Annotated in this window: 12 protein-coding genes; 8 read left to right on the top strand and 4 right to left on the bottom strand. The window is 72.3% G+C overall.

The window, feature by feature from the left end; translation table 11 throughout:
- Positions 1-10 precede the first annotated feature (10 nt).
- Positions 11-1,423 (bottom strand): amidase, encoded by a 1,413-nt coding sequence (locus ACIRG9_RS00905; RefSeq protein WP_402848216.1) that lies wholly within the window; start codon positions 1,421-1,423, stop codon positions 11-13.
- Between the two features lie 16 nt (positions 1,424-1,439).
- Positions 1,440-2,582, bottom strand: coding sequence for a cystathionine gamma-synthase (locus ACIRG9_RS00900; RefSeq protein ID WP_402848214.1), 1,143 nt, complete (start codon positions 2,580-2,582; stop codon positions 1,440-1,442).
- Between the two features lie 94 nt (positions 2,583-2,676).
- On the opposite strand from ACIRG9_RS00900, the gene ACIRG9_RS00895 reads away from it, so the two are divergent.
- From ACIRG9_RS00895 to ACIRG9_RS00865, 7 genes are all read left to right on the top strand, one after another.
- Positions 2,677-3,003, top strand: a complete 327-nt coding sequence (locus ACIRG9_RS00895) for a hypothetical protein (RefSeq protein ID WP_402848212.1) — start codon at positions 2,677-2,679, stop codon at positions 3,001-3,003.
- Positions 3,004-3,328: 325 nt separating this feature from the next.
- The gene (locus ACIRG9_RS00890) at positions 3,329-3,742 is read left to right on the top strand and encodes an HIT family protein (RefSeq protein ID WP_402848210.1); all 414 of its coding nucleotides are present in this window, start codon (positions 3,329-3,331) and stop codon (positions 3,740-3,742) included.
- 74 nt (positions 3,743-3,816) lie between these two features.
- The gene (gene msrA / locus ACIRG9_RS00885; RefSeq protein WP_402848208.1) at positions 3,817-4,479 is read left to right on the top strand and encodes a peptide-methionine (S)-S-oxide reductase MsrA; all 663 of its coding nucleotides are present in this window, start codon (positions 3,817-3,819) and stop codon (positions 4,477-4,479) included.
- 202 nt (positions 4,480-4,681) lie between these two features.
- Positions 4,682-6,466, top strand: a complete 1,785-nt coding sequence (locus ACIRG9_RS00880; RefSeq protein ID WP_402848206.1) for an N-acetylglutaminylglutamine amidotransferase — start codon at positions 4,682-4,684, stop codon at positions 6,464-6,466.
- Positions 6,467-6,468: 2 nt separating this feature from the next.
- The gene (gene ngg, locus ACIRG9_RS00875; protein WP_402848204.1) at positions 6,469-8,289 is read left to right on the top strand and encodes an N-acetylglutaminylglutamine synthetase; all 1,821 of its coding nucleotides are present in this window, start codon (positions 6,469-6,471) and stop codon (positions 8,287-8,289) included.
- A 297-nt stretch (positions 8,290-8,586) separates the two neighbouring features.
- Positions 8,587-9,516 (top strand): ribonuclease Z, encoded by a 930-nt coding sequence (locus ACIRG9_RS00870; protein ID WP_402848202.1) that lies wholly within the window; start codon positions 8,587-8,589, stop codon positions 9,514-9,516.
- On the top strand, positions 9,513-10,028 hold the full coding sequence (locus ACIRG9_RS00865; RefSeq protein ID WP_402848200.1) for a GNAT family N-acetyltransferase: 516 nt from the start codon (positions 9,513-9,515) through the stop codon (positions 10,026-10,028). Before ACIRG9_RS00870 ends, ACIRG9_RS00865 begins: the two co-directional genes overlap by 4 nt.
- Before the next feature lie 52 nt (positions 10,029-10,080).
- Here ACIRG9_RS00865 and ACIRG9_RS00860 read toward each other — a convergent pair whose 3' ends face one another.
- Both ACIRG9_RS00860 and ACIRG9_RS00855 read right to left on the bottom strand, forming a co-directional pair.
- The gene (locus tag ACIRG9_RS00860) at positions 10,081-11,451 is read right to left on the bottom strand and encodes a cystathionine beta-synthase (RefSeq protein ID WP_402848198.1); all 1,371 of its coding nucleotides are present in this window, start codon (positions 11,449-11,451) and stop codon (positions 10,081-10,083) included.
- Between the two features lie 75 nt (positions 11,452-11,526).
- Entirely contained in the window at positions 11,527-11,883 is a 357-nt protein-coding gene (locus ACIRG9_RS00855) for a YkvA family protein (RefSeq protein ID WP_402848196.1), read from the bottom strand.
- A 141-nt stretch (positions 11,884-12,024) separates the two neighbouring features.
- Here ACIRG9_RS00855 and ACIRG9_RS00850 point away from each other — a divergent pair, with 141 nt between their 5' ends.
- Complete coding sequence (locus ACIRG9_RS00850) at positions 12,025-13,071, top strand: SGNH/GDSL hydrolase family protein (RefSeq protein ID WP_402848194.1); 1,047 nt, start codon at positions 12,025-12,027, stop codon at positions 13,069-13,071.
- Positions 13,072-13,130 lie beyond the last annotated feature (59 nt).

The raw sequence follows: 13,130 nt of genomic DNA, 5'->3' as shown, positions 1-13,130 counted from the left end.
CGCTAGACGATCATGCGGTTGCCGGCGACCCCGTACCGACCCGGGGATAGCCGGGAGCGTGCCGTTGCCAGGGGGCCTGCAACTCGAACTGGCCGGCGACGCCGAGCAGCAGCAGCTCGGAGCCGGGCGGGCCGACGAACTGCACGGCGACCGGCAGGCCGTCCGGGCGGCGGCCGACCGGTACCACGATCGCCGGCAGCCCGGCGATGTTCCACGGCGCGGCGTACGGGGCGTACCGGATGTTGGTCTTCATGTTCGCCAGCCAGGACCGGCCGGACCAGCCGGCGGCCTCCGGCGGCGGCCCGGCCAACGCCGGGGTGAGCAGCAGGTCGATCGAGTGGTCGGTGAAGAAGGCCACCGACCGCTCGCGCCAGGCGCGCCGGTCGGCCTCGCGGACGTACCCCCGGCGCTGCGCCCACTCGCCGAGCGTGACGTGCCGGCGGCTGCGACGCTGGAGGCCACCCCGCTGGACCCCGGCGGCCCGCACGTCGGAGGCGGCCGCGGCGAACCAGGTGGCGATCCCCTGCAGACCCAGCCGGGTCGGGTAGACCGGGTCGGCGGGGACGGTGTCGTGGCCGGCGGCGGCGAGCAGCCGCCCGGCGGCGGCCACCGCGTCCCGGTTGGGCGCGTCCGGCGCGACACCGCGCACCGGGGAGCGCAGCGAGACGCCGACCCGCAGCCGCGACGGCTGCTCCAGCCTGTCGGGGCGGCGACCGGCCAGCACCGAGAAGCCGACCACCGCGTCGGCCACCGTGCCGGTGAGCACGCCGTGCTCGGCGAGGCCGAACCAGTCGTCCGCACCGAGCTGGTAGGGGATCACACCCCGGCCGGGCTTGAGCCCGACCAGCCCGCAGCACGCGGCCGGGATGCGGATCGAGCCGAGTCCGTCGTTGCCGTGCGCCATCGGCACCAGCCCGGCGGCGACCGCGGCGGCCGCACCGCCCGAGGAGCCGCCGGGGGTACGCGACAGGTCCCAGGGGTTGCGGGTGGCCCCGGTCTCGTCGTCGGTGAGGGCCCAGAGGCCGAGCTCCGGCATCCGGGTCACCCCGAGGATCACCGCGCCCGCGCCGCGCAGCCGCCGGACCACCTCGTGGTCGGCCTCCGCCACCGGCGTACGCATCGCGGCGGAGCCGTTCCAGGTGGGCAGCCCAGCGACCGGGGTGTTCTCCTTGACCGCGACCGGCACCCCGGCGAGGGGGAGGTTGGCCAGGTCCTCCTGCTCGTCGACCTTCTCCGCCTCGGTGATCGCCGCCACGCCGCGGATCGTGCGGAACGCGGCGAGGTCGGCGTCGGCGTGCGCGACGTGGTCCAGGTGGTCCGCCACGACCTGGGTGGCCGAGACGTCACCCCGGCGTACGCCCCGGGCGATCTGTTTGGCGGTCGCCCCCACCCAGGTCGTCGGCATGATGTCCGGCACGGCCACCCTCCCCAGCCAGCGGTCAGCCCAGCGCCTGCTCCAGATCGGCGAGCAGGTCGTCGACCGTCTCGATGCCGACAGACAGTCGCACGAGATCGCCGGGAACTTCAAGCGGCGAGCCGGCGGCACTTGCGTGTGTCATCCGTCCCGGGTGCTCGATCAGGGACTCGACGCCGCCGAGGGACTCGGCGAGCACGAAAAGCTTGGCCTGGTTGCAGATCTCCACGGCGTGCTCCTCGCCGCCCGCGGCGCGGAAGGAGATCATGCCGCCGAACCGGCGCATCTGCTTGGCGGCGACCTCGTGCCCGGGGTGCGACGGCAGGCCCGGGTAGAGCACCTGGCCGACCTTGGCGTGACCGTCCAGGTAGGCCGCGATCCGCTCGGCGTTGTCGCAGTGCCGGTCCATGCGTACGCCGAGGGTCTTGATGCCGCGCAGCGTGAGCCAGGCGTCGAACGGCCCGTTGACCGCACCCATCGCGTTCTGGTGGTAGCGCAACTCCTCGCCGAGCGCCCGGTCGGCGGCGATCAGGGCGCCACCGACCACGTCGGAGTGCCCGCCGATGTACTTGGTGGTGGAGTGGACCACCACGTCCGCGCCGAACGCGATCGGCTGCTGCAGGTACGGCGAGGCGAAGGTGTTGTCGACCACCAGCAGCGCGTCGGCCTCGTGCGCGACGGCGGCCAGGGCGGCGATGTCGGCGATGCCGAGCAGCGGGTTGGTCGGCGTCTCCACCCAGACGATCCTCGTGGTGCCGGGCCGGATCGCGGCCCGCACCGCGTCCGGGTCGGAGACCTTGGCCGGGGTGTAGTCCAGGCCCCACCGCTCGGCGACCTTGGCGAACAGCCGGTAGGTGCCGCCGTACGCGTCGTCCGGGATCACCACGTGGTCGCCCGGCTTGCAGACGGTGCGCAGCAGGGTGTCCTCGGCGGCCAGGCCGCTGGCGAAGGCGAGCGCCACCGGCCCGCCCTCCAGGGCGGCCAGGCACTCCTGGAGCGCGTCCCGGGTCGGGTTGCCGGAGCGGCTGTATTCATAGCCCTGCCGGGGCGCGCCGACCGCGTCCTGGGCATAGGTGCTGGTCTGATAGATCGGTGGGATCACCGCGCCGGTGCGGGCCTCGGGGTCCTGGCCGGCGTGGATGGCGAGCGTCTCGAAGCCGTGACTCATTCCCGAGACGTTAGTCGGCCACACCGCCCGGGCAGGCACAACCCGGCGCACGCCGCGTCAACACCCTGTCGTACCGGTCGGCGATACTGGCTCGGTGACCTCATCCGCGGCCCTTCCCTCGCGCCTAATCGGCACGGTCGAACGCATCCCGGCCTCATTAGCGCAGCTGACCGGCCCGGACCATGGCCGGGTCGAGCTTCCCGTCCGTCTGGCCTGGTCCGGCCTCACCGAATTCAACGTGGCCGATCCGCGGCAGCGGCTGACGCTCTACCGGACGCTGATGGACTGCGGCCAACGGGAGGACATCCTTCACTATGTCAACGCCGCTCTGTTACGTCGCGACTGGCCCCGCATCAAGCGACTGACCGCCCGGCGCCTGGTGGCGATCTGGGAACGGCGGCTTCCAGAGCTTACTTCCTGATCATGGAAAAACTGCATCGGCGGCTGTTGCACATCGGCTTCGCCGCTACACGGTTGGGTTCACCCTTCAGGAGCTGGCCGACCGGCTTGGCGGCATCACCGAGTTGGATCCCGAGACCTTCGCGTCCTACCGCCTGACCGAGGCGGATGTTGCGGCCCTGGACAGTTGGGCACTCGCTTGGGAGACCGATGTCCGGGCGCGGCTGGCGAGCGGCGAGACCGGGCCCTCAGGGGTGCCGGATGATAAATGGAATGCGTACCTCGACCCGGCCTGACCCGGTGGGTGGTGTCGGGCAACGCCTGCGAGTTCGGCATAGCCTGGCCGGGTGAGTGGGTGTGTGTTCTGCGGGATCGTGGCGGGCGAGGTGCCCGCGTTCGTCGTCGCCGACGAACCGGACGGCGTGGCCTTCCTGGACACCCGGCCGGTCTTCAAGGGGCACGTGCTGGTGGTGCCGCGCGCCCACCTGGTCACCCTCGACACGCTGCCGGCCGAGGTGCTGCCCGGCTACTTCCGGCTGGTGCAGCAGATCATCGTGGCGGTGGAGACCGGACTGGGGTCCGGCGGGACGTTCGTGGCGGTCAACAACAAGGTGTCCCAGTCGGTGCCGCACCTGCACACCCACGTGGTGCCCCGGACGAAGGGCGACGGGCTGCGCGGTTTCTTCTGGCCGCGTACCCGCTACACGGATGACGCCGAGGCGACGGGCTTCGCCCGCCGGATCGCCGCCGCCCTGGCCTGAGGGCGGCAGGGGCGGGTAAGGAAGCGGAGACCGGCGGTGTTGCACGCTGGGAGAGGGAAGAGAGGAGTCCCACCGTGTTCCTTCGCCGTATGAAGGCCGAGTTGCCCACCCCCGACCAGGCCCTGCCGGGCCGGTCGATCACGATGCCGATCTCCGACCGGCACGAGGTGCTGCCCTCCTCGCTGAAGGGTCCGTTCCCGGAGGGCTCGCAGGTCGCCGTCTTCGGGATGGGCTGTTTCTGGGGTGCCGAGCGGCTGTTCTGGACCCTCCCCGGCGTGATCACGACCTCGGTCGGCTACGCGGGTGGCATCACCCCGAACCCGACCTACGAGGAGGTCTGCTCGGGGATGACCGGGCACGCCGAGGTGGTCCAGGTGGTCTACGACCCCACCCGGATCAGCTACGAGGACCTGCTCAAGGTCTTCTGGGAGAACCACGACCCGACCCAGGGCATGCGCCAGGGCAACGACGTCGGCACGCAGTACCGATCGGCGATCTACGTCACCACCGACGAGCAGTTCGCCACCGCGCAGGCGTCCCGGGACGCGTTCGCGCCGATCGTGGCGCGGGCAGGCAAGGGCGAGATCACCACGGAGATCGCCCGGCTCGGTGACTACTACTTTGCCGAGGACTACCACCAGCAGTACCTCGCGCCGACCAAGAACCCGAACGGGTACTGCAACCACGGCCCCAACGGGCTGAGCTGCCCGGTCGGCGTGGCACGTACCGCCGGCTGACCGACTCGATGTCCGTTTCCGGGCCTGCGGTGTTTGTCACAACGCAGGCCCGGATCATTCCGGTCACCTGAGCGGGCGGGGCACGAAACACCGGCACCTGAGCAGCATTGAACGGGATCGGCCGGGCATCCTAGCAATCCCGCCACCAATCGTCATCAGCTCAACAGGCGAGCCGTGACGACCTCTGGCAGCATGGGCCGGCATGTGCGGACTGGCTGGGGAGTTCCGCCATGACGGTTCACGCGCCGATGTGGCGGCGGTGGAGCGGATGGCGGCCACCATGAAGGACCGAGGACCGGACGACAGCGGGGTGTGGTCACAGGGCCCGATCGCCCTGGGGCACCGCCGCCTGAAGATCATCGACTGCTCCGCGGCGAGCGGCCAGCCGATCGTCGACGCCGCCGCCGGCCTCACCGGCGTCTTCAACGGCTGTATCTACAACTATCGTGAGCTGCGCGCGGAGCTGCAGGCCAAGGGCCACCACTTCTTCTCCTCCGGAGACAGCGAGGTCGTGGTCAAGGCGTACGCCGAGTGGGGGCTGGACTTCGTCGACCACCTGATCGGCATGTTCGCGGTGGCGATCAGCGAGCGGGACACCGGCCGGTTGGTACTGGCCCGGGACCGCCTCGGCATCAAGCCGCTCTACCTCGCCAAGACACCCGGCCTGGTCCGCTTCGCCAGCACCCTGCCGGCGCTGCTGGCCGGCGGCGGGATCGACACCTCGATCGACCCGGTGGCGCTCGCCCACTACCTGAGCTTCCACAGCATCGTGCCGCCGCCGCGGACCATCCTGCGCGGCGCCGCCAAGCTCCCCCCGGCCACGGTCCGGGTGTACGAGCCGGACGGATCGGCCCGGGAGCGGGTCTACTGGCAACCGTCCTTCGGCCGGACCGCCGAGCGGGCCGGCTGGACCGAGCGGGACTGGCAGGACGCGCTGCTGGAGTCGCTGACCACCGCCGTACGCCGGCGGACCGTCGCCGACGTGCCGGTCGGTGTGCTGCTCTCCGGCGGCCTGGACTCCAGCCTCGTCGTCGCGCTGCTGGCCGGGGAGGGGCAGTCCGGCCTGGCCACGTTCTCCATCGGCTTCGACGCGGTCGGGGGCCGGCCGGGCGACGAGTTCGTCTGGTCCGACCTGGTCGCGAAGACCTTCGCGACCGACCACCACCGGATCAGGGTGCCCACCGGCGACCTGCTGCCGCCGCTGGAGGCCGCCGTCGGGGCGATGAGCGAGCCGATGGTCAGCCACGACTGCGTCGCGTTCTGGCTGCTCAGCCAGGAGGTCGCCCGGCACGTCAAGGTGGTCCAGTCCGGCCAGGGCGCGGACGAGATCCTGGGCGGCTACCACTGGTACCCGCCGCTCGCCGAAGTGGACCGGGAGCGCGCGCTCGAGACGTACACGGGGGCCTTCCTCGACCGCGACGCGGCCGGCCTGGCCCGGGTGCTCAACCCGGCGTGGCTGGCCGACGGCGACCCGGCCCGGGAGTTCGTGGCCGCGCACCTGGCCCGGCCCGGGGCGCAGACCGCGGTCGACGCCGGCCTGCGGATCGACACCCAGGTGATGCTGACCGACGACCCGGTCAAGCGGGTGGACAACATGACCATGGCGCACGGGCTGGAGGCCCGGGTGCCGTTCCTCGACCACGAGTTCGTGGAGCTGGCCGCGAGCTGCCCGCCGGAGCTGAAGCTGGCCCAGGGCGGCAAGGGTGTGCTCAAGGAGATCGGCCGCCGGATCCTGCCGCACGAGGTGATCGACCGGCCGAAGGGCTACTTCCCGGTGCCGGGCCTCACCCACCTGGAGGGCAAGCTCCTCGACCGGGTACGCGACGCCCTCACCGCGCCCGAGGCCCGCCGCCGCGACCTGTTCCGCGCCGAGTACGTCGACGCGCTGCTCGCCGACCCGAACGCCGAACTGACCCCGTTGAACGGAAACAAGCTGTGGCAACTCGGACTCCTGGAAATGTGGCTCCAGCACCACGGAATCGGCTGACCATGACCGACACCCTCGCCACCGGCACGGCTCGACTCGACCGGGAACGGATGCCGGGCGGCCGCCGAGAACGAGTCGGCCCGGGCGGCGACCCGGTCGCCCCCGGCACTCGCGAGCCCCGACGCCAACCGTCCGACGCGTCCGGCAAGGTGCTGGACTGCGGCTGGGGCCGGCTGGTCTTCGGGCAGACCTTCACCGAGCAGACCGCCGTCGCCGACGTGCTGCGTTCGGAGGCGGCCGGCGCCCGTGACATCTGCATCTACCTGCGCGACCCGCACGTGCTCGTCTCCCGGCTACCGGACGAGCTGTTCATCGACCCGTCGCTGACCTACCGGCTGCCGCTCGGCGGGCGCCGGCCGGCCGCCGCCGGGAACGGCGGCGTCCCCGGCCTGGCCATCCGCCCGCTGTACGACGCCGACGACGCGGACGCGGTGAACCGGATCTACGCCCGCAACGGCATGGTCACCGCCCCGGTGCAGGTGCTGGTCGACAACTCCGCCAGCGACAAGTTCCTGCACCTGGTCGCCGAGGACGCCACCGGCGAGGTGGTCGGCACCATCACCGGGGTGGACCACGCCGCGGTCTTCGCCGACCCGGAGAACGGGGCCAGCCTCTGGTGCCTGACCGTGGACTTCAACACCGCGCCGCCCGGCACCGGCCAAGCCCTGCTCACCGCGCTGGCCGACCGGCTCGACGCGCGGGGACGCGCGTACGTGGACCTGTCGGTGCTGGCCGAGAACTCCGGCGCGATCCGGCTCTACGAGCGGCTCGGCTTCCACCGCACCGGCACGTTGTGCGTGAAGCGGAAGAACCCGATCAACGAGCGGCTCTTCCTCCCGGCCACCCCGGCTGGCTACGACGAGCTCAACCCGTACGCCAGGATCGTCGCCGACGAGGCGATGCGGCGTGGCATCCGGGTGGAGGTCACCGATCCGACCTGGGGCGAGCTGCGACTGGCCAACGGCGGCCGAACCGTCCACACCCGGGAATCGCTGTCGGAGCTGACCTCGGCGGTGGCGATGAGCCGCTGCGACGACAAACGGGTGACCCGACGGATCCTCACCGAGGCGGGACTGCCCGTACCACGTGGCCGGACCGCCACCGGCGACGCCGACGACCTGGCCTTCCTGGCCGACGTCGGCCCGGTGGTGGTCAAGCCGACCCGGGGCGAGCAGGGCAGAGGCATCACCGTCGGGGTGCGTACGCCGGAGGCGCTGACCGCGGCGGTCGAGCTGGCCCGGCAATTCTGCCCGGACGTGCTGATCGAACAGCGCTGCGCGGGCGAGGACCTGCGGGTGATCGTCATCGACCACGAGGTGGTGGCCGCGGCGGTACGCCGGCCGGCGCAGATCACCGGTGACGGGGTGCACGACGTCACCGAGTTGATCGAGCGGCAGAGCCGGCGGCGGGCCGCCGCCACCGAGGGCGAGTCGCGGATACCGGTCGACGACATGACCCGCGAGGTGGTGGCCGAGGCCGGGTACCGGATGCACGACGTGCTCCCCGAGGGGCAGGTGCTCGCCGTACGCCGGACCGCCAACCTGCACACCGGCGGCACCATCCACGACGTGACCGCCGACCTGCACCCGGTGATCGCGGAGGCGTGCGTGACGGCCAGCCGGGCGCTGGACATCCCGGTCACCGGGCTGGACCTGCTGGTACCCGCCCCCGACCGGCCCGAGCACGTCTTCGTCGAGGCGAACGAGCGGCCCGGCCTGGCCAACCACGAACCGCAGCCGACCGCCGAACGCTTCGTCGACCTGCTCTTCCCCGGCACCCGGGCGCCGCAGCGCCTCTGGTCGCCGGCCGGTACGGGCCTGTGATCCAAATCCGTTGCCGGGGTCACGCGGAAGTGGATAGCGTGGCGGTACACGGGAAAGGAGGTGGTCCAGCTTTGTATAGCAATCGGACTCGTGAGGTGGCTGTCCGCTAGCCGCTGTCCTCGACAGTAATCCCGTCCGCCGCGAGGCGGACACAGGCACCGTCGTCGAGACCGTGTGGCAGCGGTACGGCGAATTCACGACAGCCACCCGACCCCCGGGGTGCCGGCCCAGTCCAGCCGGCCCGCGTGCGAACGCGGAAGCCCCGGGGGTCGCTTCATGTCAGCAGCAGGAGGAGCCGTGTCCATGCGCGAGCTGGTGGTGCTGGGGACGGCCAGCCAGGCCCCCACCCGACAGCGCAACCACAACGGGTACCTGCTGCGCTGGGACGACGAGGTGCTCCTCTTCGACCCCGGCGAGGGCAGCCAGCGACAGATGCTGCACACCGGGGTCTCCGCCACCGACCTCACCCGGATCTGCGTCACCCACTTCCACGGCGACCACTGCCTGGGCCTGCCCGGCGTGATCCAACGGCTCTCGCTCGACCGGGTGCCGCACCCGGTGACGGTGCACTTCCCCGCCGGCGGCGCGGACTACTTCGCCCGGCTACGCCACGCGGCGAGCTTCCACGAGACCGCCGAACTGGCCGTCGAGCCGATCGGAGCCGACGGGCAGCGGATCACCCTGGGCATCGGCACACTGGAGGCCCGCCGGCTTCGGCACCCGATCGAGACGTACGGCTACCGCCTCGTCGAGCCGGACGGCTGCCGGATGCTGCCGGAGAAGCTGGCCGCGTACGGCATCGCCGGCCCGACGGTCGGCAGGCTGCTCCGCGACGGCCACCTGGACCTGGACGGACGCCGCGTCACCCGGGACGAGGTGAGCGTGACCCGGCCGGGACAGCGGTTCGCGTTCGTGATGGACACCGGGCTCTGCGACGGGGTGTGGGCCCTGGCCGAGCACGCCGACCTGCTGGTCATCGAGTCGACGTTCCTGGATTCGGAGGCCGCGCTCGCCGCCGAGGTCGGCCACCTCACCGCCGCGCAGGCCGCGCGGGTGGCGGCCGAGTCGGCGGTACGCACCCTCGTGCTCACCCACTTCTCCCAGCGGTACGCCGACCCGCGCCGGTTCGCCGACGAGGCCCGGCAGCACTTCAGCGGTGAGCTGGTGATCGCCGAGGACCTGATGACCGTGCCGGTGCCGCCCCGGCGGGTAGTCTCGGCCCGGTGACCGTCACGCTACGCCCCGCCACCACGGCCGACCTGATGGCGATCGGCGCGCTGCACCAACGGTCCCGGGTGACGGCGTACTCGTCGTTCCTGCCGGCGGCGGCGCTGGCCCGGCCGACGCCGGAGGAGCTGGGCCGGTACTGGGTGGAACGGCTGACCTGGGAGGGCGCGGACCACCGGATGACGGTGGCCGAGCGCGACGGCCGGCTGGCCGGCTTCAGCTACCTCGGGCCGGACGACGCCGACGACCCGGAGACCGGCCTGCTCAACGCCATCCACCTGGAGCCGACGGAGCGGGGCCGGGGCAGCGGCCGGACGCTGATGGTCGACGCCCTGGCCGCGATGCGGGCGCGCGGCTGGTCCCGCGCGGTGCTCTGGGTGCTCGAGGAGAACGCGTCCGCCCGCCGCTTCTACGAGCGCGGCGGCTGGGCACCCACCGGCGAGCGGCGGGACGAACACATCGGCTCGGCGCTCGTCCCCCAACTCCGCTACGCCCGACCCATCGGGTGTTAGAAAGGGGCCCCTCCTTTGCGCGAGGCGTTGAGAAGGGGCCCCTCCTTACCGCTCAGCGCGCGCCGAGGTGGGCGAGCAGGTCCTGCCGGGTCAGCACGCCCTTGGGCTTGCCGTCGACCAGCACCAGCGCGGCGTCGGCCTTCTCCAGCATGGCCACCGCCTCGCTGACCGGCTGCCCGCCGCCGATCATCGGCAGCGGCTCGGCCATGTGCCGCTCGATGGTGTCGTGCAGGTGGGCCTGCCCGGTGAAGAGCGCGTCGAGCAGATCCTTCTCGGCGATCGAGCCGGCCACCTCACCGGTCACCACCGGCGGCTCGGCCTTGAGCACCGGAAGCTGGGAGACGCCGTACTCGCGCATGTAGTCGATGGCGTCGCGCACCGTCTCGGTCGGGTGGACGTGCACCAGCTCGGGCAGGGCACCCGGCTTGCTGGCGAGCGCGTCGGCCACGGTCGGCTCCGCGCCGGCGTTGTCCAGGAAGCCGTACCGGGCCATCCAGCTGTCGTTGAAGATCTTCGACAGGTAGCCCCGGCCGCCGTCCGGCAGCAGCACCACGATCACGTCGTCCGGGCCGGCCTTGCGGGCCACCTCCAGTGCGGCGACCACGGCCATGCCGCACGAGCCGCCGACCAGCAGCCCCTCCTCGCGGGCCAGCCGCCGGGTCATCTCGAAGGACTGCTTGTCGGACACCTCGACGATCTCGTCGGCGACGGACCGGTCGTACGTCTCCGGCCAGAAGTCCTCGCCGACTCCCTCGACCAGGTAGGGCCGCCCGGTGCCACCGGAGTAGACCGAGCCCTCCGGGTCCGCGCCGATGACCTTGACCCGCCCGTCGGACGCCTCCTTGAGGTAGCGGCCGATGCCGGAGATGGTGCCGCCGGTGCCGACGCCCGCGACGAAGTGCGTCATCCGCCCCTCGGTCTGCTTCCACAGCTCCGGGCCGGTGGTCTCGTAGTGCGAGCGGGGGTTGGCCGGGTTGCTGTACTGGTTGGGCTTCCAGGCGCCGGGGATCTCCCGGGCCAGCCGGTCGGAGACGTTGTAGTAGGAACGCGGGTCCTCCGGCGCGACCGCGGTCGGGCAGACCACCACCTCGGCGCCGTAGGCCCGCAGCACGTCCTGCTTGTCCTGGCTGACCTTGTCCGGGCAGACGAAGACACACTTGTAGCCCTTGAGCTGGGCCACCAGGGCCAGCCCGATGCCGGTGTTACCGCTGGTCGGCTCGACGATGGTGCCGCCGGGCTTGAGGATCCCCGCCTTCTCGGCGTCCTCCACCATCCGCATCGCGATGCGGTCCTTCACCGAACCGCCCGGGTTGACGTACTCCACCTTCGCCAGCACGGTCGCCTGGATGCCCTCGGTGACGTTGCGCAGCCGTACCAGCGGGGTGTTGCCGATCAGCTCGACGACGTTGTCGTAGTACTGCACCTGGTTGTGCCCTTCGTTGCGGCACCGGCGCCGGCGGCCGGGCGGACGTCTTTTCGTCGCCCAGGGTACGTGCCGTCAGGGCACCACATGCCCGGGGATGACGGAGCTGCGACGCGCCTCCCACTCCAGGAAGCGCTCGGTCTCGGCGAGCACGCTGCCGGCCAGCCAGCTGACCATCACGGCGTCGTCGGCCAGGCCGATGATCCCCAGCGGGAACTCCGGAATCAGGTCGATCGGCGAGACGATGTACGCCGTCGCCGCGGTCATCAGGGCCAGCCGCAGGCCGCCGTCGTACTCGCCCTTCGCGGTGGCCCAGACCATCCGGGGCAGGGCGGCCAGCCGCGCGCCCACCGACGGACCGCTCCGCGCCCCCGCCATCATCGCCCGGGCCAGCGCGGCGAACGCCGCGCTCCGCTTCAATGTCTTCGCCATTCTCGTCGCCCCTTTCCGCCACCAGCGTGCGGTCCCGGCGCAAGTTTCGCCACTGTCGCCTCAGATACCCCGAACCGTCGCCGTCCAGCCGCACGAATCGCGGGAGAGCGGGTTGTCGGTGCGGCGCGATAATGTCGGTTCATGGGGGACGCTGGTTCCGTCGCACCGGCCGGTTGGCGCGATGTCCGGCGGATCGCCCGCCTGGCGGCGATCGGCACGGGCGCCACCGTGGCGGCCACCGTCGCGACCGGCGGCGTGCTGCTCGGCCAGGCCCGGCAGGCCCGCCGCACCATCCCGATGGCCGAGGCGCCCCCGCCGCGCTGCGACGGAGTGTACGGCGCGAAGCTCCCCGACCCGCCGATCACCATGGTCATGCTCGGCGACTCCTCCGCGGCCGGCTACGGCGTGCGCCGCCGCCGCGAGACGCCGGGCGCGCTGCTGGCCACCGGCCTGTCCCGCCGGCTGCACCGGCCGGTGCGGCTGCACCGGTTCGCCGTGGTGGGCGCCCTGTCCGCGGGGCTGAAGCCGCAAGTCGAGTCGGCCCTTGAGGTCAATCCGGACATCGCGGTCATCCTGATCGGCGGCAACGACGTCACCAACCGCACGGCGCCGGCGGTGGCGGTGCGCTATCTGGTCGACGCCGTGCGCACGCTGCACGCCAACGGTTGCGAGGTGGTCGTCGGCACCTGTCCCGACCTGGGGGCGATCCAGCCGATCCACCCGCCGCTGCGCTGGCTGGCCCGCCGCTGGAGCCGTCAGCTCGCCGCCGCCCAGACGGTGGCCGTGGTCGAGGCGGGCGGCCGGACGGTCTCCCTCGGTGACCTGCTCGGTCCCCGGTTCGTCGCGGAGCCGGCCCGGATGTTCGCCTGGGACCGGTTCCATCCGTCCGCCGAGGGCTACGCGGTCGCCGCGGCGGCCCTGCTGCCCACCCTGCTCTCCGCGCTCGGCGCCGGCCAGGAGCGCCGGGCGTCGCTCGCCGGCCTGGACGGCGTACGGTCGCTCCCGGAGGCGGCCCACGAGGCGGCCCGGCACGCCGGCACCGAGGTCAGCGGCACCCAGGTCCGGGGCCGTGACCGGGGTCCAGGCGGTCGCTGGGCGCAACTGCGACGGCGCGCCTTCTTCGGGGTCGGCGCGGTGCCGCAACCGGGACCCACCGCCGATTCTCCCACCCTCAAGGGTCTGGCATGAGCGGGCCTGACAGGGGCATCATCAGGCACAACGCGGGCGTGACATGAGTGCGCCTCGCA

Origin of the sequence: Micromonospora sp. NPDC093277, assembly GCF_044765245.1 — a bacterium.
Classification (GTDB): Bacteria; Actinomycetota; Actinomycetes; order Mycobacteriales; family Micromonosporaceae; genus Micromonospora.
The sequence above is the reverse complement of the archived record's forward strand: the minus strand, read 5'-3'. Positions and strand labels throughout refer to the sequence as shown.

Coding starts and splice junctions, on each gene's coding strand:
- ACIRG9_RS00900 (WP_402848214.1), bottom strand. CDS start 2,582: ATGAGTCACGGCTTCGAGACGCTCGCCATCCACGCCGGCCAGGACCCC.
- ACIRG9_RS00880 (WP_402848206.1), top strand. CDS start 4,682: ATGTGCGGACTGGCTGGGGAGTTCCGCCATGACGGTTCACGCGCCGAT.
- ngg (WP_402848204.1), top strand. CDS start 6,469: ATGACCGACACCCTCGCCACCGGCACGGCTCGACTCGACCGGGAACGG.
- ACIRG9_RS00855 (WP_402848196.1), bottom strand. CDS start 11,883: ATGGCGAAGACATTGAAGCGGAGCGCGGCGTTCGCCGCGCTGGCCCGG.
- ACIRG9_RS00850 (WP_402848194.1), top strand. CDS start 12,025: ATGGGGGACGCTGGTTCCGTCGCACCGGCCGGTTGGCGCGATGTCCGG.